The sequence below is a fragment of the Bacteroides sp. MSK.18.37 genome, from assembly GCF_019129155.2.
In the GTDB taxonomy this organism is placed as follows: Bacteria; Bacteroidota; Bacteroidia; order Bacteroidales; family Bacteroidaceae; genus Bacteroides; species Bacteroides ovatus.
In genome coordinates this window covers 1,393,672-1,416,986 of sequence record NZ_JAHOIB020000001.1, presented here as the reverse complement: position 1 = coordinate 1,416,986, position 23,315 = coordinate 1,393,672, and the positions used below count along the sequence as shown (strand labels likewise).

Annotated in this window: 14 protein-coding genes; 8 read left to right on the top strand and 6 right to left on the bottom strand. The window is 41.8% G+C overall.

All coding sequences use genetic code 11. From position 1 onward, the window contains the following. Positions 1-126 precede the first annotated feature (126 nt). The 5 genes from KSX81_RS05970 to KSX81_RS05950 form a co-directional block, all read right to left on the bottom strand. Complete coding sequence (locus KSX81_RS05970) at positions 127-1,653, bottom strand: arylsulfatase (protein WP_004297991.1); 1,527 nt, start codon at positions 1,651-1,653, stop codon at positions 127-129. A 49-nt stretch (positions 1,654-1,702) separates the two neighbouring features. Continuing rightward, positions 1,703-3,265 carry a sulfatase family protein gene (locus KSX81_RS05965; protein WP_004297992.1) on the bottom strand — a complete coding sequence of 521 codons (1,563 nt, stop codon included), beginning with the start codon at positions 3,263-3,265 and terminating at the stop codon, positions 1,703-1,705. Between the two features lie 82 nt (positions 3,266-3,347). Further along, positions 3,348-4,511, bottom strand: a complete 1,164-nt coding sequence (locus KSX81_RS05960; RefSeq protein ID WP_004297994.1) for a M24 family metallopeptidase — start codon at positions 4,509-4,511, stop codon at positions 3,348-3,350. A 231-nt stretch (positions 4,512-4,742) separates the two neighbouring features. Continuing rightward, positions 4,743-6,080 (bottom strand): NADP-specific glutamate dehydrogenase, encoded by a 1,338-nt coding sequence (gdhA, locus tag KSX81_RS05955; RefSeq protein WP_004297996.1) that lies wholly within the window; start codon positions 6,078-6,080, stop codon positions 4,743-4,745. 200 nt (positions 6,081-6,280) lie between these two features. After that, positions 6,281-8,398: a prolyl oligopeptidase family serine peptidase gene (locus KSX81_RS05950; RefSeq protein WP_004297998.1), complete on the bottom strand. Its 2,118-nt coding sequence runs from the start codon at positions 8,396-8,398 to the stop codon at positions 6,281-6,283. 171 nt (positions 8,399-8,569) lie between these two features. On the opposite strand from KSX81_RS05950, the gene KSX81_RS05945 reads away from it, so the two are divergent. From KSX81_RS05945 to KSX81_RS05910, 8 genes are all read left to right on the top strand, one after another. Next, positions 8,570-11,545, top strand: coding sequence for a PEP/pyruvate-binding domain-containing protein (locus tag KSX81_RS05945; protein WP_004298000.1), 2,976 nt, complete (start codon positions 8,570-8,572; stop codon positions 11,543-11,545). A 292-nt stretch (positions 11,546-11,837) separates the two neighbouring features. Then, the gene (locus KSX81_RS05940) at positions 11,838-14,360 is read left to right on the top strand and encodes a DUF4493 domain-containing protein (RefSeq protein WP_004298002.1); all 2,523 of its coding nucleotides are present in this window, start codon (positions 11,838-11,840) and stop codon (positions 14,358-14,360) included. 8 nt (positions 14,361-14,368) lie between these two features. Then, on the top strand, positions 14,369-15,640 hold the full coding sequence (locus KSX81_RS05935) for a DUF4493 domain-containing protein (protein WP_004321783.1): 1,272 nt from the start codon (positions 14,369-14,371) through the stop codon (positions 15,638-15,640). After that, positions 15,637-17,808 (top strand): DUF4493 domain-containing protein, encoded by a 2,172-nt coding sequence (locus KSX81_RS05930; protein ID WP_004298005.1) that lies wholly within the window; start codon positions 15,637-15,639, stop codon positions 17,806-17,808. Before KSX81_RS05935 ends, KSX81_RS05930 begins: the two co-directional genes overlap by 4 nt. A gap of 7 nt (positions 17,809-17,815) precedes the next feature. Next, complete coding sequence (locus KSX81_RS05925; RefSeq protein ID WP_004306842.1) at positions 17,816-18,559, top strand: hypothetical protein; 744 nt, start codon at positions 17,816-17,818, stop codon at positions 18,557-18,559. Positions 18,560-18,571: 12 nt separating this feature from the next. Continuing rightward, positions 18,572-19,417 (top strand): hypothetical protein, encoded by an 846-nt coding sequence (locus KSX81_RS05920; protein ID WP_004298008.1) that lies wholly within the window; start codon positions 18,572-18,574, stop codon positions 19,415-19,417. 4 nt (positions 19,418-19,421) lie between these two features. Next, entirely contained in the window at positions 19,422-20,675 is a 1,254-nt protein-coding gene (locus KSX81_RS05915) for a hypothetical protein (protein ID WP_004298010.1), read from the top strand. Positions 20,676-20,677: 2 nt separating this feature from the next. Then, entirely contained in the window at positions 20,678-22,270 is a 1,593-nt protein-coding gene (locus KSX81_RS05910; protein WP_004298011.1) for a PCMD domain-containing protein, read from the top strand. A 47-nt stretch (positions 22,271-22,317) separates the two neighbouring features. On the opposite strand, the gene KSX81_RS05905 is transcribed toward KSX81_RS05910, so the two are convergent. Beyond that, complete coding sequence (locus KSX81_RS05905; protein WP_004306845.1) at positions 22,318-23,166, bottom strand: helix-turn-helix domain-containing protein; 849 nt, start codon at positions 23,164-23,166, stop codon at positions 22,318-22,320. Between the last annotated feature and the right edge of the window lie 149 nt (positions 23,167-23,315).

Genomic DNA, 23,315 nt, shown 5'->3' with positions numbered 1-23,315 from the left:
TTCAGTACCGGCATGAACAAGATTCACCTCTGTACCCTCCGTGTCCTCTGTGGTGAAAACCGTATAGGAATGAATGATAACTTGCTTTCCAACTGCTGATTACTCATTATTTCTTTATCTGTGTGTTTATCGTTTGGGCAACGTCACCGAAAAATGAGGATTCGGAGTATGTTGTTCAAAGATGATAGCCTTCATCTTTTCCACGATATCCGGATGTTGGAGTGTTATGTCATGATCCTCATGAATATCTGTTTTTAGATTATAGAGGAACGGTGTTCCTTTTTTCACTACCATTTTCCAATCATCCATGCGTACGGCAATCTGGTCTGTTTCATCAAACTCCCAATACAGAAAGTCATGTTTCTTTTGCTTATTTTTACCCAGCAGTGTAGGAGCGAAAGAAATCCCATCGAAATAATCGACTTCTTTTTCCTTATTGCGGTATTTCTTTTCGTAGTCTTTGATACCGATAACTTCGCAGAACGTCGGCATTAAATCATAAAATGCACAGATGTGATCGTTTACTTCGCCTGCAGGTATGTGTCCCGGCCAACGGGCGATAAATGGAATACGTATTCCTCCTTCGTGACATTGACGTTTCAGTCCGCGTAGTTTTCCGTCTCTGCCGAAGAAAGTAGGATCAGCTCCGCCTTCCTCGTGAGGGCCGTTGTCACTGGAGAAAATAACCAATGTGTTTTCGTCCAGTCCTTTTTCTTTCAGTTTTTTCAAAACTTCGCCCACGTAATAGTCCAGGCGGGTAATCATTCCGGCAAATTGGGCGTGTGTATGCGTGATGGCGTTGTATCGTGAGCCTTCGCTTCCCTTAAATTCTTTATCCGGGTTGAATTTAGCTTTGTATTCATTCAGGATAGAATCTTCCGGCTGAACGAGTTCCGCATGAGGTAAGGTGTAAGTCAATACGCCGAAAAACGGTTGTTTGCCGTCTTGCTGATCCAGCCACTCCAATGCTTTCTGGTGAATCATGTCGGCCGAATATTGCGGACGTTTCAGGTAGTCGGGACCATACATCGGATATTGGATGTTTTCATCCATCACTACACGTACCACTCCGGTGTCACCCAACGCTTTACTATAACGGTTCAGGAAATTGGGATAATAAAGATGAGCCTGAAACTGACAGATATAACCGTAGTATTCGTCTATCCCCCGTTTGTCGGGAGTGGAACAGGAACCTTCGTAACCTCCGGCCCATTTACCGAACATACCTGTGGTATAGCCGTTATCTTTCATTATCTCCGGCAGGATTACGTGGTCGGGATCATAAGGGTGTTGCCCCACTATTGAGTATTCTTTATTCTGTCCATATTCCACGATCGGTGCATTTTTCCAGTACTCCTTGTTACCTCGTACTTCACAATGGCCTGAATGTTGTCCTGTCATGAATGAAGCTCTGGAAGGGGCGCTGACGGGACTTCCTGCGTATGCTTGCGTAAAACGCATTCCTTCACCGGCCATGGCGTCTATATGAGGGGTACGGATAAATGGTTGACCGTAGCATCCTAAGTCTCCATATCCCATATCGTCACAAAGGATGAAGAGGATATTGGGCTGGGTATTTTTTTTCTGTCCGTTGGCAGATAGGGTAGATAGGAGCAGGGCACTGCCTATCAACGGGATTGATTGATAATTCATGATATTGTTGTCATTAAAATAAAAGCGTTTCAGTGTTTCATATCTGGAATTATTTCCCGATTAAGTCCTTTCCTTCGCGTACGCTTTGAAGGATACTTTGCAGTTCTGCCACTTTCTCCGGCATATTCTTTGCATAGTTGGTTACCTCTTTCACTTCTTTCATCTTATAAAGCTGGGGTTCTTTAGAGTTTCCGGTTTCTATCTTCGGTCCCCATTGAATCATTTTCGGTCCGTCATTCGGTTCGATGTATTTCCAGTCTTTGGTGCGGACAGAAAGCGTGTGATTGGAAGCCTGCTCTATTACCCACGGGCGGTCTGTCTTTTCTTTACCCAGCCAACTTCCCAGATAGTTGTAACTATCCGGTGCGGTATTCTTAGGCATCGTAGCTCCGGTCAGGGAAGCGAGAGAGGCGAGCCAGTCCACTTGTGAAACCAATAAGTCTGAAGTCATTCCTTTTTTTACTCCTGCAGGCCAGCTGACGATGGCAGGAATACGGGTTCCTCCTTCAAAGGCACTATATTTGTTGCCCCGTAGTGGTCCCGCAGGACTATGACCGTTGAGTAGTTCTTCTGCTTTGTCATCGTATCCGTCGTCTACTACCGGGCCGTTGTCACTTGAAAGAATAATGAGTGTATTTTCTCTTAATCCCAGTTTTTCGAGTGTATTCAGGATTTCACCGACACAATAATCGAACTGTACGATAGCATCGCCTCTTAATCCCATCGGATTTTTTCCTCTGAAACGGTCGTGAGGAAAGCGGGGCACATGTACGTCATTGGTGGCAAAGTAGAGAAAGAAAGGTTTGTTTTGGTTTTCCTCGATGAATTGAATGGCGTGTGTGGTAAGTGAATCAGCAATGTTTTCGTCTTTCCAGAGCGCCTTTCCACCGCCTTTCATAAAACCGATGCGTGAAATTCCATTAACGATCGACATGTCGTGACCGTGACTTGGCTTGAGGTTATAAAGTAATTCAGGATTACTTTTTCCGGTAGGTTCACCCTCGAAGTTCTTTTGATAACTGACTTCGATGGGAGCACTCGGATCATAGTTGGCTACTTTCCCGTTTTCGATGTATACACAGGGTACACGGTCGGCTGTGGCTGCCATAATGTAATGATAGTCGAAACCTAAATCGCCCAGTGCGCACGGTAACGGAGCATTCCAGTCTTGAGTGGCGGTTTGATCTCCGAGTCCCAGATGCCATTTGCCTACTGCGGCAGTGGTGTAACCGACACTTTTGAACATATCTGCCATGGTGTATTGTTCGGGACGGATAATCATTCCGGCATTTCCTGCCGCTACATCCGTTCCTTCTTTGCGCCATGCGTATTCTCCGGTTAGCATGGAGTAGCGGGAAGGGGTGCTGGTGGCGGCTGTTGCATGAGCATTGGTGAAAAGGATTCCCGATTTTGCCAGTCGGTTGACGTTGGGTGTCTGTACGTTTTTAGCTCCGTAACATTCCAGATCGCCGTAGCCGAGATCGTCGGCGTAGATAAATACAACGTTGGGTGTTTTTGACTTTGTCGGTGTGGTGTTTTCCGGTGCTTTATTGGCGGCTGTTGCAGCACAGGCAACAGAGGATACAAGGGTTAGAATGAAAGGTTGTTTCATTGGTTTTGGGGGTTAAGTGTGTTATTATTAGTAGAAAAAGATGTGCCTGTTCTTTGCCGGACACATCTTTTTCATCGTCTGTTTAACTTAATTCAATGATTTCTTCATTGCAGTTCGTCAGTTTTTCTATTCCTTCGTTGGTCACTACCCAAGAGTTCTCGATACCTACGGGACCTACACCCGGAATAACGATTTTCGGTTCGAGGGCAAAGACCATACCCAGTTCTAATTGTTGCTTTATGCGGGGAGCCAGTACCGGAGCTTCGTTAATTTCAAGCCCGATGCCGTGACCGATAAATTTGGCTTGTTGTCCTGTTCCCATAAATTTGTCGGCAAATCCGGCTGCTTTGACCACTTCGACTGCTGTGTCGTAAAGCACTTCACAGGCAATACCCGGTCTGGCAATGGAAGCAATTTTTTCTTGGATATCCAGACAAACCTGATGGGCGGTGTAAGCTTCTTCGGGCAGTTTGCCGATGGAGAATACACGGCTCATATCGTTCATGTAACCGTTGAAGTTGCCACCTAAGTCCACCATAACGCTTTGTCCCTCTTTTAACGAAGTTTTATTTGCTCCTCCCGGCAAGGCAGGATCAAGTCCCTGACCGCCTAAGGCAAAATCATAAGGAGAGGGGTAACCGGCATTATCTCCGGTCAGTACGCTACCCATGAATATTTCCATACTGCGTCCGAATACCCGGAAAATTCCGAGGCAACCTTGCAGGCGCATCAGGCGTTCTATTTCGATGGAAAATTCAATGTCCGTCATACCGGGACGATAAACACCAGGAATCTGCTCATAAGCCTTTGCATGAGCAATGCCGGAGCGGCGGAACATTTCAATTTCTACAGGTGTTTTCACGCTGCGTGCCTGGCGAATCAACGGGGTACCATTTACCACTTCCGCTTCCGGGAAGAGACCGGCCAGACGACAATATTCCGTATAAGGAAGTTCGTCACCTTCTAACATCAGTTTGGTTGGCATCGGTAATCCTTGTTCTTTCAGCAGATCAACAATTTGTTCCGGTTTGCGGATAGAGAATGAGTGCTCTCCTGTGATGTTATTAGGACGTTTAAAAAATAATAGTGCAGGCGAATGAAGGGGGAGGTAAAGATAGCCACTGACTACACAGCCATACGTGTAAATTAAATTTGCATTACACGTGATAAGTGCGGCGTCAATGCCCTGCGACACCATCAGACTGCGAATTTTGTCACGGCGAAATTTCAATTCGGGTTGTAGCATTTTTTATTTATTACTTGATTATTAATTACAAAACCAATAATGGTAAATTATTAGTTGTGAGTTGTTTATCGCATATAACAAATTCACAAACTATTATTTAACCTATCATGCTACAAAGATAATTAATTCCAGCGAAAATAATGTTAATCTCAAAAAAATAGCGCTACCCGCGTCCTGTCACAGGAGACGAGCAGCGCAAACCACAAATACAAATACAACTAAACAAAGTCCTTAAATAACGCCTTGTCCCATCATTGCGTGAGCTACTTTCATAAATCCGGCAATGTTGGCACCCTTCACATAATTAATGTATCCGTCGGGTTCCGTGCCGTATTTCACGCATTGTGCATGGATGCCGTGCATGATTGCATGGAGTTTTTCGTCCACTTCGGCGGCACTCCAGCTAAGGTGCATTGCGTTTTGAGACATTTCCAGACCGGAAGTGGCTACACCACCTGCGTTGACCGCTTTACCGGGAGCATACATCGTCTTATGTTCAATGAAAAGATCGATAGCTTCAGGGGTACATCCCATGTTGGAAATTTCTCCGACGCAAAGTACGTCATTTTTTATGAGATTTTGAGCATCTTCTCCATTTAATTCGTTCTGGGTGGCGCAAGGAAGTGCGATGTCTGCTTTCACTTCCCACGGGCGTTTTCCTTCTACGAAGGTTGCGTTCGGATACTGTTCGACATAAGGAGCCACAATATCGTTACCCGAAGAACGAAGTTCGAGCATATAGTCAATTTTTTCACCACTGATACCATCCGGATCGTAGATATATCCGTCCGGACCGGAAATCGTAATCACTTTTGCACCCAGTTCGGTAGCTTTAGTAGCTGCTCCCCAGGCAACGTTGCCGAAACCGGAGATTGCCACTGTCTTACCTTTTATATCGATCCCTTTTGCCTGAAGCATCTGGTTGACAAAATACAGTCCTCCGAAACCAGTAGCTTCCGGACGAATCAATGAACCGCCGAATTCCAATCCTTTGCCGGTGAATGTACCGGTAAATTCACGAGTCAGTTTTTTGTACATACCGAACATATAGCCCACTTCACGTCCTCCTACACCAATGTCACCGGCAGGCACATCCATGTCCGGTCCGAGATGACGCCACAACTCCAGCATAAATGCCTGGCAGAAACGCATGATTTCAGCATCACTCTTACCGCGTGGAGAGAAATCGGAACCGCCTTTACCGCCACCCATAGGCAGGGTAGTCAGTGCATTCTTGAATGTTTGTTCGAAACCGAGGAACTTCAAAATGGAAAGATTAACGGATGCATGGAAACGGATACCACCTTTATATGGGCCTATCGCATTATTGAATTGTACACGATAGCCGAGATTGGTCTGTACCTCGCCTCTATCGTCTACCCATGTCACACGGAAAGTGAAGATACGGTCAGGTTCTACCAATCTTTCTATGATTTTAGCTTTTTCAAATTCAGGATGTTGATTGTATATATCTTCGATAGAAAGAAGAACTTCCTTCACTGCCTGAAGATATTCAGATTCACCGGGATGCTTAGCCTCCAAAGAGGACATGATTTTCTGGATGTTCATGATACTATATTTTAAAAGGTTAATTCTGATAAAATGTCAACTAACTCACTGCAAATATAGGAAAATTTTTCAGATGTGATTGATTTTATGCCATTATTTTGATTAAATAATGATAAAATGATAGTAGAAAAAGCATTAGGTATCAAGTATTCAGTGCTAATACTTAATACTTGATACCTGAATTTAATACTTTGTACTTTTTACTTCTTAAAATCCGGCTTCATGTCCAAATTGTACATGATGAAACCGTAAATGTCTGCCTGTTCTTCAAGTACTTTTGCCATCGGTTTGCCTGCACCGTGACCTGCTTTGCTGTCGATGCGGATTAGTGTCGGGTTTGTACCGTCGTTGTCTGCTTGCAGCGTAGCGGCAAACTTGAATGAATGGGCGGGAACCACACGGTCGTCATGGTCGGCAGTGGTCACTAGTGTTGCCGGATATTTCGTGCCCGGTTTCAGGTTGTGCAATGGAGAATAGCCTTTGAGGTATTCAAACATTTCTTTGCTGTCTTCGCTTGTTCCGTAATCGCTTGCCCAGTTCCAACCGATAGTAAATTTATGATAGCGAAGCATATCCATCACGCCTACCTGCGGAATTGCTACACGGAACAGGTCCGGACGCTGTGTCATGCAGGCACCTACCAGCAGACCACCGTTGGAGCCACCTACAATGGCGATTTTGTCTTTATTCGTATATTTTTCGTTGATAAGATATTCGGCAGCAGAGATGAAGTCGTCGAATACATTCTGCTTCTGCATCTTAGTTCCGGCTACGTGCCAGTCTTCACCGTATTCGCTGCCACCACGCAGGTTGACTTGTGCGTAGATACCGCCATTTTCGAGGAATGGGATGCGCATTGCACTGAAACCCGGGTTGAGGCTGATGCCGAAACCACCGTATCCGTAGAGGAATACAGGATTTTTGCCGTCTTTCTTCAGATCTTTCTTATAGGTAAGGAACATCGGGACTTTTACACCGTCTTTGCTGGCAAAGAATACTTGTTCCGTCACAAAATCATCCGAGTTGAACTGTACTTTCGGTGCACGGTATAGTTCGTAGGTGTTCTGGTCCATATCATATTTGTAAGTGGCACCCGGAATGGTGAATGAAGTGAATCCAAAGAAACATTCTTTATCGTCTTTGTTGCCGCTAAAGCCTACGGAACCGAGTGACGGCAGTTGAATCTCCTGAATTTGTTTGCCGTCGAGGCCGTAAACGTATGCATGATTCGAAGCATCTTTGTCGTAAGTAAGGAACAGTTTGCCACCGATCACTTCTGCGTTTGAAAGAACGGCTTCCGATTCGGGAACGAGTTCTTTCCAGTCCTCCAGTTTCGGACGGTTGATGTCGGCTACCATGATCCGGTTTTTCGGTGCGCCATAGTTAGTATAAATATACATCTGATCGCCGATCACTTCAATCGGGTAGTATTGGTAGTCGAGGTCGGTAGTCAGTTGGATAAAAGGAGAATTCGGCTTTTTCAGGTCCCTTATAAATAAGTTGTTGCCTCTTCCGGCACCGGATTCTGTGAGGAAGAGAATACGTTCGTCTTCGCTGGTGCTGGCTGTATAGAAACGTTTCGGATAAGCCGGATTCTGATAAATCAGTTTATCTTTCGATTGCGGTTCACCTATTTTGTGATAATAGATTTTGTGCTTTTCGTTTACGTTGGAGAATTCTTTTCCTTTGGCGGGAGCATCGTAGGCGCTGTAGTAGAAGCCGTCTCCCTGCCAGGCGGCACCGGTAAATTTGGCCCATTCGATGTGCTCTTCCAATAACTTGCCACTTTCAGTGTCCATGACAAATATTTCAGACCAATCCGATCCGCTGCGTGAGATACTGTAAGCGGTATATTTGCCGTCGTTTGAGAAGTAAAGACCGGTCAGTGCCACTGTGCCATCGTCCGAGAGCTTGTTCGGGTCGAGGAAAACGCGAGGCTCGCCGTCCAGTGAATCCTGTACGTAGAATACACTCTGGTTTTGCAGGCCATCATTTTTACTGAAGTAATATTTGCCATGTTTCTTGATTGGCGCACTGATCTTCTCGTAATCGGCCAGTGTGGTCAATCGTTTCAACAAGTTTTCCCGGAATGGAATCTGACTTAGATACTCATTCGTTACTTTGTTTTGTGCTTCTACCCAGGCAGTAGTAGCTGCACTGGTGTCATTTTCCAGCCATCTGTAAGGGTCGGGAACTTGTGTACCGAAGTACACGTCTACGGTGTCTACCTTTGCCGTCTCGGGGTAGACTAGCTTTTTCTGTTGGGGAGCGCATGACATCACCATGATTCCACTCATTAATAAAGTTACTTTTTTCATGTGAATAAAAAGTCTTTTTGAATAAACTTAAAGTTACAAATCTACAAAATAATAAGAGATAAACAAGTAAACTTTATAAAGAAGATGGTGGAAAATGAGATTTAAAGAATTAACTTTGCAAAATGTGATTCTGCAGATAGACGATTTGAAATAAGAAAGGAGAATGACTTTATGCTTAGTAAATATAAATTAAACCAGCTTTACTTCAAAGATACGCAATTCGCTAACTTGATGACAAGGCGGATTTTTAACGTGTTATTAATCGCTAATCCTTACGATGCTTTCATGTTGGAGGATGACGGGCGCATTGATGAGAAGATTTTCAATGAATACACTTCTTTGTCTCTGCGCTATCCACCTCGTTTCTCGCAGGTATCTACGGAGGAGGAAGCATTGTCACAGTTGGAAAATATGTCGTTCGACCTGGTGATTTGTATGCCGAGCACGGGGGATAATGACAGTTTCGATATCGGCCGTCACATCAAAGAGAAATACGAGCATATTCCTATCGTCATACTGACTCCTTTTAGCCATGGTATTACCAAACGGATTATCAATGAAGATTTAAGTGCGTTCGAATATGTGTTCTGCTGGTTGGGTAATACCGACCTGTTGGTGTCTATCATTAAGTTGATAGAGGACAAGATGAATCTGGAACACGATGTACAGGAGGTCGGTGTGCAGCTGATTCTTTTGGTGGAAGATGGCATTCGTTTCTATTCTTCCATTTTGCCGAATCTGTATAAGTTCGTGTTGAAGCAGAGTCAGGAATTCTCTACCGAAGCCTTGAATGCACACCAGCGTACGCTCCGTATGCGCGGACGTCCTAAAATAGTGTTGGCACGTACGTATCAGGAGGCGATGGAGATCTATCATAAGTATCAGAATAATATATTGGGGGTAATCACTGACGTCCGTTTCCCGAAAGTGGAACGGGGAGAGAAAGACGGTCTGGCAGGTATCAAGCTGTGTGCGGAGATACGTAAGAATGATCCGTTTGTTCCTTTGATTATTCAGTCTTCCGAATCTGAAAATTCGTCTTATGCAGTCAAGTATGGTGCTAGCTTTATCGATAAGAACTCCAAGAAGATGGACGTTGATTTGCGCCGTATCGTCTCCGATAATTTTGGTTTTGGTGATTTTATTTTCCGCAATCCGGATACCGGGGAGGAGATTGCCCGCGTCCGGAATTTGAAGGAGCTGCAAAACATTCTTTTTGCCGTACCTGCGGAATCTTTCTTATATCATATCAGCAGGAATCACGTGTCGCGTTGGTTTTATTCACGTGCCATGTTCCCGGTGGCTGAATTTTTGAAACCGATAACCTGGAATAGTCTTCAGGATGTGGATGCTCACCGTAAAATCATCTTTGAGGCGATTGTGAAATATCGTAAGATGAAGAACCAGGGAGTTGTGGCGGTCTTTAAGCGCGATCGCTTCGACCGTTATTCTAACTTTGCCCGTATCGGGGATGGCTCTCTCGGAGGAAAAGGGCGTGGACTGGCATTTATTGATAATATGGTGAAGCGTCATCCGGAGTTTGACGAGTTTGAAAATGCGCGTATTGCTATTCCTAAAACAGTGGTGCTTTGTACGGATGTCTTTGATGAGTTCATGGACACCAACAACTTGTATCAGATTGCACTGTCGGATGCGGATGATGCTACGATTTTGAAATACTTCCTGAAGGCTAAATTACCGGACCGGTTGATAGAGGACTTTTTCACTTTCTTCGATGTCGTGAAGTCTCCGATTGCCATTCGGTCTTCTTCCTTGTTGGAGGATTCTCACTATCAACCGTTTGCCGGAATTTACAACACTTACATGATTCCTTATCTGGACGACCGCTATGAAATGTTGCGGATGCTTTCCGATGCCATCAAAGGGGTGTATGCTTCGGTTTATTTCCGTGACAGCAAAGCGTATATGCAAGCTACGTCGAATGTAATCGATCAGGAGAAAATGGCTGTTATCTTACAGGAAGTAGTTGGCAATCAGTATGGTGACCGTTATTATCCTTCCATGTCCGGTGTGGCACGCTCGCTCAATTATTATCCGTTGGGGAATGAAAAGGCAGAAGAGGGAACGGTGAATCTGGCTTTGGGATTAGGAAAATATATTGTTGACGGTGGCATGACCCTTCGTTTTTCTCCTTATCATCCTAATCAGGTGTTACAGACCAGCGAAATGGAAATTGCTCTCAAGGAGACTCAAACCCGTTTCTATGCATTGGATTTGAAAAATGCCGGACATGATTTTTCTATCGACGATGGTTTTAATTTGCTGAAACTTCATGTCAAAGAGGCAGAAAGTGACGGTGCTCTGCGTTATATTGCTTCTACCTACGATCCGTACGATCAGATCATTCGTGATGGTTTATATCCGGGAGGACGTAAGGTGATTACTTTTGCTAATATCCTGCAACATGATGTTTTTCCGTTAGCTCGTATTCTGCAGTTAGTATTGAAATATGGTGAACAGGAGATGCGCCGTCCGGTTGAAATTGAATTTGCTGCAACGTTAAGTCGCGAACATGATAAATCCGGAACTTTCTATCTATTGCAGATTCGTCCTATCGTAGACAGCAAAGAAATGCTGGACGAAGATTTGAACGAGATTCCTGATGAGAATGTGATTCTCCGTTCGTATAATTCATTGGGACACGGCATTATGAATGAGGTATATGATGTGGTTTATGTAAAAACGGACAATTATAGTGCCTCCAATAATCAGACGATTGCTTGGGAGATAGAAAAGATCAATCAACAGTTCCTGAACGAAGGAAAGAACTATATATTGGTTGGTCCGGGACGCTGGGGGAGCAGTGATGCATGGCTTGGTATTCCGGTGAAGTGGCCTCATATTTCAGCTGCCCGTGTGATTGTGGAAGCCGGTCTGACTAATTACCGGGTAGATCCCAGTCAGGGGACACACTTTTTCCAGAATCTGACTTCTTTCGGGGTAGGGTATTTCACGATCAACGCCTTTATGAATGATGGAGTATATAATCAGGATTTCCTCAATGCGCAACCGGCAGTGCAGGAAACGAACTATCTCCGTCACGTTCGCTTTGAAAAGCCTGTGGTAGTCAAGATGGACGGCAAAAAGAAGTTGGGAGTGGTCTTGATGCCAGGTGTCGATAAATAAGCTTTATTAACGTTTTAACTATTACATAATGAAGTTCTGTTTTTCATCTGAAAGGCAGAACTTTTATGTTATATCTCTTAAAAAATGTTTTATTTTTCATATTCTAGGCCTTAATTGTGGTCTTCTTTTCATATTCGGAAATAAAACTTTCTTTAGATACTTTATTATAAAGAAATAAAACTGTATTTTTGCGGTTAGTTTACAAGATAGCACCTGTATATTAGGTATTTAAGCTTATCTTTGATTTCAGAGAGAGGGACTCCGTATTATTTAAAGGCGTATTTAATTCGGTATGAAGGGTATTTTGAAGTTTATTTTATTTTTAGAGATTGTATTGTTGTGCAGTTGTGTAAACGATGAAAAGCGTTCGGGTGCCTTTGGCGGAATGAGCTTGCATCTATCCGCAAATTCTTCGGTGACAGATGTTACGACACGCTCGAGTGAGGAAGTACTGCCTTCCATACAAGATTTCTCTATTTCTGTGTTGCAAGGTGACAAAGTGCAGGCTTCCTGGGATAAGTTGAGTGACTATGATGAAGACACTACTTTTCCGGTAGGAAGTTATACCTTGAAAGCTTTCTATGGTGACATTGAGAAGGAAGGCTTTGATTCTCCTTATTATGAGGGTACTACCGATTTTAACATCCGTGGTGGCGAGACTACTCCTGTGGAAACTACTTGTAAGTTGGCCAATACTAAAATAAGTATTGAATACACGGATGATTTCAAACAGTATTTTAAGACTTATTCTTCTACCGTACAGGCAGAGTTGGGAAGTGAAGTTTCTTTTTCGTCCGGAGAAACACGTGCTGCTTATGTGAAGCCGGGTAGAATTTCAGTAAAACTGACTTTCACGAAAGTGAATGGCGGACTAAGTCCGACTACTATTGAAGTGGCTACCATTGAGGAGGCGTTAGCTCAACATCATTATCATTTGCAAATGAATGTGGACGCTGGTAAAGCCATGTTGAGCATTGTTTTTGACCGTGTAACGGAAGTCAGACCCATTACTTTGGATATTTCGGATAAAGCATTGAATATTAAACCTCCTTATTTCACATTGACCGGATTTGAGAAAACAAGTAATGATGGTAATCAGTGGGACGGTAATCCGATTGAATCGAATCAGTTATCGGCTTTGTTGACTTCTTTGGGCGGTTTTACGAAATGTATTCTTAGAACTACTTCTCCTAATTTACCCGATTGGCCGGAGGAAGGATTTAATCTGGCGGCACTTACTCCTGAAGATCAAGCATTGCTGGACAAATCAGGTGTGAAGTTGATTGGCTTTGGTATTAATCAGGATCAGATGGGTATTATTAATTTTACTGGTTTGATTCCTAATCTGAATATCACGGATAATAATGATACTCATTTATTCTATTTGAGTGCCACTAGTACTTATGGTAAGCAAAGTGAAGATTATGTGTTGAATATAACAACGCCTAAGAACTTTATGTTGCTGCCTACGGAGCCTGTGAAGATGAAGAGTAAAGAAGTGACGATTCCGGTGAAACTGAAAGAAGGCAATCCGCAGAATATTAAGCTCTATTATCGTTATTATGGTGTGATGACTTTGATTAACAATACGGTTATCACTCCGATAGAAGGAAAAGAAGGATATTACAATATAAAAGCAAGTGGTATTGATATGGGAGTTGTAGCCAAAGACTTCCAGGCTGAATATAATGGTTTGAAATCAGCCATCGTTTCCGTAGCTGTTATTATACCTTCTTATAGTGTTATCCTCGAACCGTTTGATGTGTGGTCATACACGGCTGAAATGACGATTATACCTGAATATGCCGAAGATATGTCTAATGTGATGAGTGCTATTGAAGCATATATTTCTTTGAATGGAAGTACGTGGACGAAAGTGGATGCCAAAGATTTGAAACTGGATGTAACCACTGGAAAGGCTGTCATTTCAGGACTTACTCCGGGAACTACTTATTATTTCAGAACGACTTGTGATGATGGTACGACTTATTCAATTCCTGTTATGCAGGCAACAGAGAGTGTAATACAGCTTCCGGATTTCACGCAGGGATGGGGTAAGACAATCTTTAGTGGAACTATTAATAAAGGAGGAAAGTATACTCATGGTGCTTTTGGAACTTATAAATTTGATACAACAGATTTGACTGTTTTTGATTTAGATGGAAATGGGGCTTGGGTTACTGTTAATCAGAAAACTGTACCAACTAGTGGCAATCTAAATTCTTGGTATATGGTTCCTTCTAGCATCAAACAAAATAATGGTGTTTTAATGCGCAATGTTGCATGGACCATGACTTCAGCAGATCCTCCAGGGAAAAGTGCTTTGTTTGGAAATAGCTTAACTGATCTTACGCCTCCTACGCATGGTCATCGTTCTGCCGGTAAGCTTTTCTTGGGAAGTTATAGTTATAACCATTCTACTAATGTCGAAATCTATAATGAAGGTATATCCTTCACTTCCCGTCCGATAAAGCTAAAGGGTACTTATACTTATGTAGCTAATAACGATCAGGGCGGTATTGTAACTGTAATAGTAGAAAACCGCGAAGGAGGACAAACATTAAAGCTGGCCGAAGGTAGTGAAGTCTTAACAGCGACGAGTTCTCAAAAGGACTTCACGGTGGACTTAACTTATAATACGATGTTTGAGAAAAAAGCGACTCATTTAAGAGTGATGTTTGCCTCTTCTTCCAATGCTTCAAACACTCAAAGTGTTGAAGACAGTAAGATTAAAACAACGGATAATAAGGGTGAAGCTGTTTCTACTGGTAGTGAATTGTATATAGATAAAAATATAATATTAGAATATAAGTAATGAGTAATATGAAAGCAATAAAAAAACTCGTTTTTATATGTTTGGCAAGCATCTTAGGTTTATGCAGTGCTTGTATGAATGATAACCCTGATTTTGGAAGGGACGACGAAGGAACCGGGAATACAAATCAAGGCGAAGGACAGGTAAGACTTGCGGGAACAAGTGTTTCTGTTTCTGTGGATGTGCTGTCACGTGCGGACGGTAAAGCAATCAATACAGATGATTATATCATTCGGATTTATTCAACTGATAATAATTTATTGGTAAAGGAATATACAAGATATAGAGATATGCCGGAGATCTTGACCTTGAATGTGGGTAACTATAAGATTGAAGCATTATCACATGACGTAAAACCTGCTGAATGGGAAAAACCTTTCTATAAAGGAACCCAGACTTTTACAATAAAGAAAGATGAGGTTACATCGGTTGATGTAATTAAATGCTTCTTGCAGAATATAATGGTGACAGTCGATCTCAATGATGATTTGAAGCAGAAAGTCGGTGGTGACCAATCCATTACAATAAAAGTCGGTACAGGTGAACTGACTTTTAATAATAACGATATTGGAAGTGGACGTGCCGGATTCTTTGAAGCTGCCGAAGTAAGCAATATCATTATTGTTCATTTCCAGGGAACGGTAGATGGGGAATGGACAGAAGAGCAAACCAGTTTCAGCAATGTGAAAGGTGGAGAGCACCGGAACATTATGTTTAATCTGGAGATACCTTCAGTGGGTGACATGGGATTAAGCGTAAAGCTGGATGCGGTATGTAAGAAAGTGGATTTGCTTGCTTGGGCTAATCCGGGAGCAGAAGATATATTGCCGGAAGATCCATCTGTAAATCCTGGTACAAGTGCACCGACAATCGTAGGACAAGGTTTCAATATAATGGATGAGATAGAAGTCGAGAAAGACGAAACCAAAACTATTATTGTTAATATCACGGCAGATAATGGCATTCAAAATTTGAAAGTGAAGATTGATTCGGAGACTTTGACGCCTGAAATTCTGAAGTCGGTAGGCTTGTCTTCCGAATTTGATTTGGCACATCCTGCAAATGCTGATTTGGAGAAAGCGTTGAAGAGCTTAGGTTTCCCGGTGGGCAGTGAAGTGATCGGAGTGAAATATTTGGTGTTTGATATTACACAGTTTACCCCGCTACTCGGATTGTATGGACTTGCTTCTCATAATTTTATTATTACCGTTGTCGATCAGGCAAATAATACGAGAACAGCTACTTTAGCATTGAAATCAATAGCAAAGAAAACAGAATGAAAAAACTGATACATATATTAGTCATAGCTTTCATTGTTGGACTTGTTTGTGTCTCCTGCCGTGAAAGTGATCTGACAAATAATGGAGAGGGTGCATTATCTTTAAAGATAGGTGTTCAACGTGAATTACCCACTGTTTCTGCCGGAAAAACGAGAGCTACGCTTACCGATGAAGAATTGCTTCAGAAGTGTAAAGTGTATATCCGTAACGCGGAGGGCTTGGTGCGTAAATTCGCCACTTTGGATGAAATGCCGGAACAAATACTGTTAGTTCCCGACAATTATAAAGCGGAAGTTACTGCGGGTGATTCTGTAGCTGCATCTTTTACCGATTCTTATTTCAAGGGGACGAAAGAGTTTACAATTTCAAAAGGGACGGCTATTTCGGAATCAGTAGTGTGTGGCATTCGCAATACAGTAGTCAGTCTGGTTCTGTCTGACGAATTACAGGAGGCATTTCCTACTTATAAAATTACGGTGAGTAACCGATTGGGAACCTTGGAATATACACAGGATAATATATCCCAGCTTGGATATTTTATGCTGTTGGATGATGAAAACCAATTAAGATGGAATTTTGTTGGGCAACTTAACGGCAGTGAAACAGAAATAACCAAAAGTGGAGTTATTAATTTGGTGCGGAAAGCAACCAGATATGATTTGACTTTTAGTAATTCTTCCTCTGAAGTGGGTGGTGGCATGATTTCTGTAAATGTGGTTGAGACAGCTTTGACGACGGATGAGAAAGTAGATATACTAGCACGTCCTGTTATTAAGATAATCGAGAATGATCAGATTTATGAGTTGGATAATGCAGTTTATCGTGCGCAATTCGACAAGGAAACACCTATTGTTGTGCGGATGGCTGCCAGTGTGCCTTTTACTGAACTGAAAGTGACGAGTGCGGATTTTGCACGGTTGGGAATTACCCATTTTTCTTCTTTCGACTTGATGGAATTGACTGAAGTTCAGATAAGAGAACTGGATAATCTTGGATTTAGTATCCAATTTAATGCGGATATGACAAAGGTTCAGTTTGCATTTAAGGAAAACTTGAGAGAGATAATGACTAATTCGATTGACGACGGTAATAACACCTATCGATTTGACATTGAAGTAAGGGACCGGAATGGAAAAGATAGAGCGAAAACGTTGACGGTTATCGCTACAGATGCTTTGGTTGCTACCGAGGATATTGCTACACAGAACGATATTTGGTCAACAAAAGCCACTCTGTATGGTAGTCTGGTTGCTTCAGTTACAGAAATGAATTTCCGTTACCGGGCGCTTGGTTCCAATGACTGGATGTATTCGAATCAGGCTGTGTTGAATAATAAAATATTTACGAGTCAAATAACCGGACTTGAACCTGGTATAACCTATGAATATCAGGCAATGGCTGGTACTGTTGCAGCGAAAGAAACAAAACAATTCACTACAGAAGCTCCTGCGCAATTACCGAATGCCGGGTTTGAAGACTGGCATGGAAGTTCTCCTCTTTATATTTATAAGAGTGGTGGAGAAATGTTCTGGGATAGTGGTAATACGGGTTCTGCTACATTGAATAAGAATGTGACAACGTATGACGCAACCATTAAGCACAGCGGGAATTATTCTGCAAAATTACAGTCTCAATATGTGGCTCTTTTTGGAATTGGTGCTTTTGCTGCCGGAAATGTATTTGTTGGGAAGTTCCTGAAAATAGATGGAACAGACGGTATCTTACGGTTTGGACGTCCTTTCACTTCACGTCCATCGAAATTGGTGCTTTATTATAGATATGTAGCTGGTACGGTGGACTATTCAACATTGAGTGAGTTGCCGAAAAACAGTAAAGACATGGGCTCTATTTATATAGCATTGGGTGACTGGCCACATCAGACTTTTGAAGGAGAAACGGATATACCGGTACTTGTTAAGACAAAGCCTGCTGACAGGCAGCTTTTTGATTCAAATTCTTCGAATGTGATAGGCTATGGAGAGTGTATTCTTAAAGAGTCGACGGAGGGTGAAGGATTGATTAAACTGGAGATCCCGATTAACTATCGCTCTAACCGTAAACCGACTGATATTATTTTAGTGGGTAGTGCAAGTAGATATGGAGATTATTTTACCGGAAGTACGGGCAGTACTTTGTGGCTTGATGATTTGGAATTAATTTATGAATAAGCAAAGTATGAATTACTTTATCAAAACTTCATTCCTGATAATCTTGGGAATAATTGTTGGAACGACGCAAACATGCGCGCAACAGGAGTTCAAACGGAATATAGAAATGAGAACTTTCATTCCTAAGGGACAATGGATTGTGGGTAGTTCAGTTTCTTATTCTCAATACTCAAATGATAACTATCAGTTTCTGGTGATAGAGAATTTGAGTGGAGAAGGGTATGCTTTTAAAGTGAGTCCGGTATTGTGTTATGCTTTTAAGGATAATGTAGCTGCAGGTGGACGTTTTATGTATAGCCGGACGTATACCAAGCTAAATAATATCAGTGTAAATATTGATGAAGATACCAACTTTGATATTAGTAACCTGTATGAATTGAAGAACTCTTATTCGGGAATTGCTGTCTTGAGAAATTATATCAATTTAGGTACTAGCAAGCGTTTTGCATTATTCAATGAAGTGCAGTTAGAGTTGGGAGGTTCTGTTTCAAAAGTGGTGAACGGTAAAGGGGATGACCTGACAGGAGTATATCAGACTTCTTTGGATGCAAGTGTTGGTTTGAGTCCAGGTTTGGTTGCCTTTATCAATAATTATACGGCAGTGGAAGTAAGCATTGGTGTGTTGGGACTGAATGTCAGTCGAACCCATCAAGTGACGGACCGGATTTACGAAAGCAACCGTTCGTCGATGAGTGCCAATTTTAAAATTAATCTTTTCAGTATAGGACTGGGAATAGCTTTTTACCTTTAAAAAACAAGACGAATGTATAAACGGTTATTGGTAACAGTACTGGTGTCTGTATTCGTTTTCTCTTTGTGGGGAAAGACGGAAACGGTTTGTCAATCGTTGGAGGTAGAAGATTCTGTCCCCGTTTTTCAGAAGGATACGCTACCGGTAAAAGGGAGTTTGGACTTCCTGCGAATCAAACGTATCGGACGCTATGATCGTGGAATCATGAATTATCGTTTCATTCCTAAAGGGAAGTGGATCTCTGGTTTCACAATGTCATACTGGGACTACAATAGTGCGGATAATAAACTGCTGTTTGCCTACTTTGATAATTTTGATTGTGACGGGCGTAACCTTAATTTTTCTGTGTATGGCGGCTATGCCGTGCGTGATAATATGGTGTTGGGATTGAAGTTCGGATACCGGAATATGCGGGGAGCCTTGAATAATATCACGCTGAAAATTGATGATGATGTCGATTTCTCTTTGAAAGATTTAAAGTTGGAACAAAATTTGTATAACGTGTCGTTCTTTCATCGCTCTTATGTAGGTTTGGATGCCGGTAAACGATTTGGATTGTTCAATGAGACTGCTTTGACGTTCAATTTTGGAAAGTCTAAATTCGACCGTGGTGTAGAAGAAAATCTGGTTAATACTCAAACAGATATATTTGAGGTGCAATTGGGAATAAATCCGGGATTGGCTGTTTTTATCATGCAAAATGTAAGTATTGAATGTTCGCTCGGAATAGCCGGCATTCGTTACAGGCAGGAAAAACAGAAAAATAATCTGGGAGAGACGGGAAAACGGATGACGGGTGGATCTAACTTTAGGGTGAATCCTTTCAATATTAGTTTAGGATTGACGATTTGCTTATGATTTTATGAGACATAGAAAAAAATACATATTACTGTTCCTGCTTCTGGTTGTATGTGCCGGCTTGGTATTCTTTTATGGAATAAAAAGTGAGGGACAGGAAGACAAACAGGAGGTATTGTCATCAGTAGAGGATACTCATCAGGTACCTGAAGCTGCTGTGGACTCTGCCTGCCAGATAATTGGAGAAGTGGAGGAAAACGTGTCTCCAGCAGAGAATTCTGTGGAAAAGGTTGTGAAGAAGCCTGAAGAAAGAACAGTGGAGAAATCTGAAGAAAGATCAGTGGGGAAGTTTGTAGATAAAAAGCAGGCAGATAAAAGGCAGAAGGTTGCGTCTAAGAGAGAAGCAGTAGCTGTTCCGCCGGTTTCTTCAACGGATATAAAATTGGCTTCTGATGTTGTCAATACTCCTTTGAAGTTAGAAGGAACTATTTGTGACCTTGTATTGTCGGAGCGTCAACAGGATAGTAAAATAACAGCTGCACTTCCGGTTCACGCGGTTGAAACGGTTAAAAGAGAGTTCGATTGGAAAAGTGATACGTTAGAGACCAAGCGAGGCATTGATTTATTGAGAATCAAAAGGGTAGGGCGGTTTGATCGTGGCATTGTGAATTATCGCTTTATGCCTAAAGGAAAATGGATGTTTGGTACGGATTTTTCATTTTGGGATTATAACAGTGAGGACTCTAAATTATTGTTTACTTACCTCGATAATTTTGATTTTGAAGCACGTACCATTAATGTGGCTCCTTTTATCGGTTATTTTTTCAAAGATAATCAGGTAGTGGGTGTAAAGCTCGGTTATAAGCATACGGACGGTCATTTAGGCAATGTTAGTTTTAAGATTGATGATGACGTGAATTTCACTCTCAAGGAATTGAAGTTGAAAGAAGAGTTGTATAATTGCACCTTTTTCCATAGCTCCTATATCGGGTTGGATCCGGGAAAACGTTTCGGATTGTTCAATGAAACCAATCTGCGTTTGGGATTCGGACATTCGGAGTTTACAAGAGGTTCGGGCGAGAGTTTGAAGAATACCAAAACGAATATATTTGAGGCACAGTTGGGGATTAATCCCGGAGTGGCTGTCTTTATTATGCAAAATGTGAGTGTGGAATGTAGTGTGGGAGTGATAGGCTTGAAATACCGTAAGGAAAGTCAGGTGAATAATCTTGGTGAGAAAGGTTCCCGTACGAACGGTGGAGCCAACTTTAAAATAAATTTGTTTGATATTAATTTAGGATTAACTATAAGTATGTAATCATGAAAAGTAAAGGCAGAAATAGACTTTTATCCTTAATTATATGCATTTGCATTGCATTTGCTTTTTCATCATGCGTCAAGAACGATTTGCCGTATCCTGTTGTCAGATTGTCTATTACCGGCTTTGAGGTGAATGGACAGATTGGTAGTGCAGTCATTAATAATGAAGAACGTACAGTAACAGTAGACTTGCTCGATTCTGTGGATTTGAAGAAAGTGATTGTCACTCGTTTCGATTATTCGGAAGAGGCTAATACGGATTTGAAGGTGAATACAACGATTGATTTGTCTTCTCCTAAAGAAGTGGTATTGTCTTTGTATCAAGATTATCGATGGAAGATTATAGCCAACCAGACCGTCGAACGCGTATTTAGCGTCAAGAATCAGGTCGGAGGAGCTGTGATTGACGAAAAAGCTCGACAAGCTATCGTTTATGTCAATAAAAATACGATGCTCAACAAAATAACTGTGAAAGATTTGAAGCTGGGGCCGATCAGTTCTACCGTTTCGCCTGACTTTATCACTTTGAAGGACTTTACACAAGAGCAGAAAGTAAATGTGACATTTAAAGGAAAAACCGAAGAGTGGAGTTTGTACGCATTCATCACGGATAAGGTTGTCTTTACTAATTCGGCGGATGGCTGGACTAATGTAGCATGGCTTTATGGAGAAGGACAGGAGGATGTAGTGAACGGCTTTGAAATACGTGAAGCTTCATCAGAAGAATGGACAAGGGTAGATCAGGATATCGTTGTACAGAATGGAGTAAATTTCTATGTTTGTGTTCCGCATTTGAAAGCGGACACGGAATATGTGTGCCGTGCTTTGGTGGATGGTACAGAGGATCGTGGTGAAGAGATTACTTTTAGAACGACTGCTGCGATTCCTTTAACAGGTGGTACATTTGATAATTGGAATCAGAGTGGTAAAGTCTGGAACCCGTGGGGAAGTAATGAAACTCCTTTCTGGGATACCGGAAATCAAGGAGCTACAACCTTAGGTGACAGTAACTCTGTTCCTACCGAAGATATATGGTCGGGTAAAACAACCGGTATGGCTGCGAAGCTTGAGTCTAAGTTTGTGGGAGTAGGTTCTGCCGGAAAATTAGCTGCCGGTAACCTCTTTGTCGGTAAATATGTGGCAACCGACGGAACAAATGGTATCTTGAACTTTGGGCAATCGTTCTCTGCTTATCCTACTCATCTGAAAGGATATTATAAGTACCAGCCCGGAGTCATTGATAACTCTTCCATTGAATATAATTATTTAAAAGGAAGGACAGATACCTGCTCGATCTATATTGCCATTGGTGATTGGGATAGTCCGATTGAAATACGCACCAAACCTTCTAACCGGAAATTGTTTGATAAAAATGATAAGCATGTGATTGCTTATGCTGAATTTACATCGGGAACTCCTGTTGCCGTGTATAAGGAATTTGACTTGAAACTGGAATATAGGGCTACGAACAGAAAACCAACCTATATCGTCCTGGTATGTTCTGCAAGCAAATATGGTGATTTCTTTACTGGAGCGTCCGGTAGTGTGCTTTATGTGGATGAGTTTAGTCTGGAATACGATTATGATAACTGATTGGCTTTATAGCATATAACGAAGATAATCTGTTAGTGTCCGGTCATTTACCCATTATTCCTATAGGCCAATGGACTCATGCCAACATATCGTTTAAAGTATTTGCCGAAGAACGATGTGTTGGCAAAATTGAGTGAATCGGAAATTTCTTGAATAGAGAGTCTTGTCGATTTCAATTGTGATTTGGCATCCATGATGACCATGTGAGAAATAATTTCTATGCATGTGTTCCCAGTAACCTGTTTTACTATAGTACAGAGGTGGTTGTGTGTAATTTTTAGTTTCTCAGCATACCATGCTACATTGCGTGTCTGATTATAATTTTGCATCACTAGTTGAGTGAAATTCTTGTAAATCAGCTCATTTTTTGATAGATTCTCTGTTGTATTTTGCAGCCGGTTTTTATACATGGCGGCTATTCCTGCGTGTATGTTATTATATAGATGTGGAGTAATACTTTTGCGTGTTGTTTCGTCGAAAAAGGAATAAAGTTTTATTAAAAAATGAAGATATTCTTCCAATAGCTTGGCGCCCTCCGGTTTCAATGAGATGATCGGTCTTCCCAGTGTCACAAATAAGGTATCAATTGCTGCATGGTTTAAACTAGCCTGTTCTATATATTTGGATGAGAAGCCGCCGAAGTAAAGGACAGGCTCTCCATTTAGACTGTGTATCTGAATAATACTTCCCGGCATAATTGTTACGAAATCATTAGCGTGTACTGTGAAGTGGTTCAGATTGACTGAAGCTTCTATTTCTCCATCCATGCATAATACGAAAATCTCCGATTTTAATCGGCATGGAAAATTCGTGTACAAGTTGAGTAAATCCTTATTAATACCTGTACCAATGAGCCATTCTTCTGGCAAGTCTATTTTAGGTAATTCTTTATTCATCATGCATTCTCTTTATGCAAAGGTAACCGATTTTGGGAAATAGAAGTCTTTTTTATTTCCCCAAAAATATATTGGCTGGTGAAAAAATGGTGTTTTATAAAAGAAATATGGTGTTTTTCTTCAAAATGGAACAGAAACAAGAAAAATAG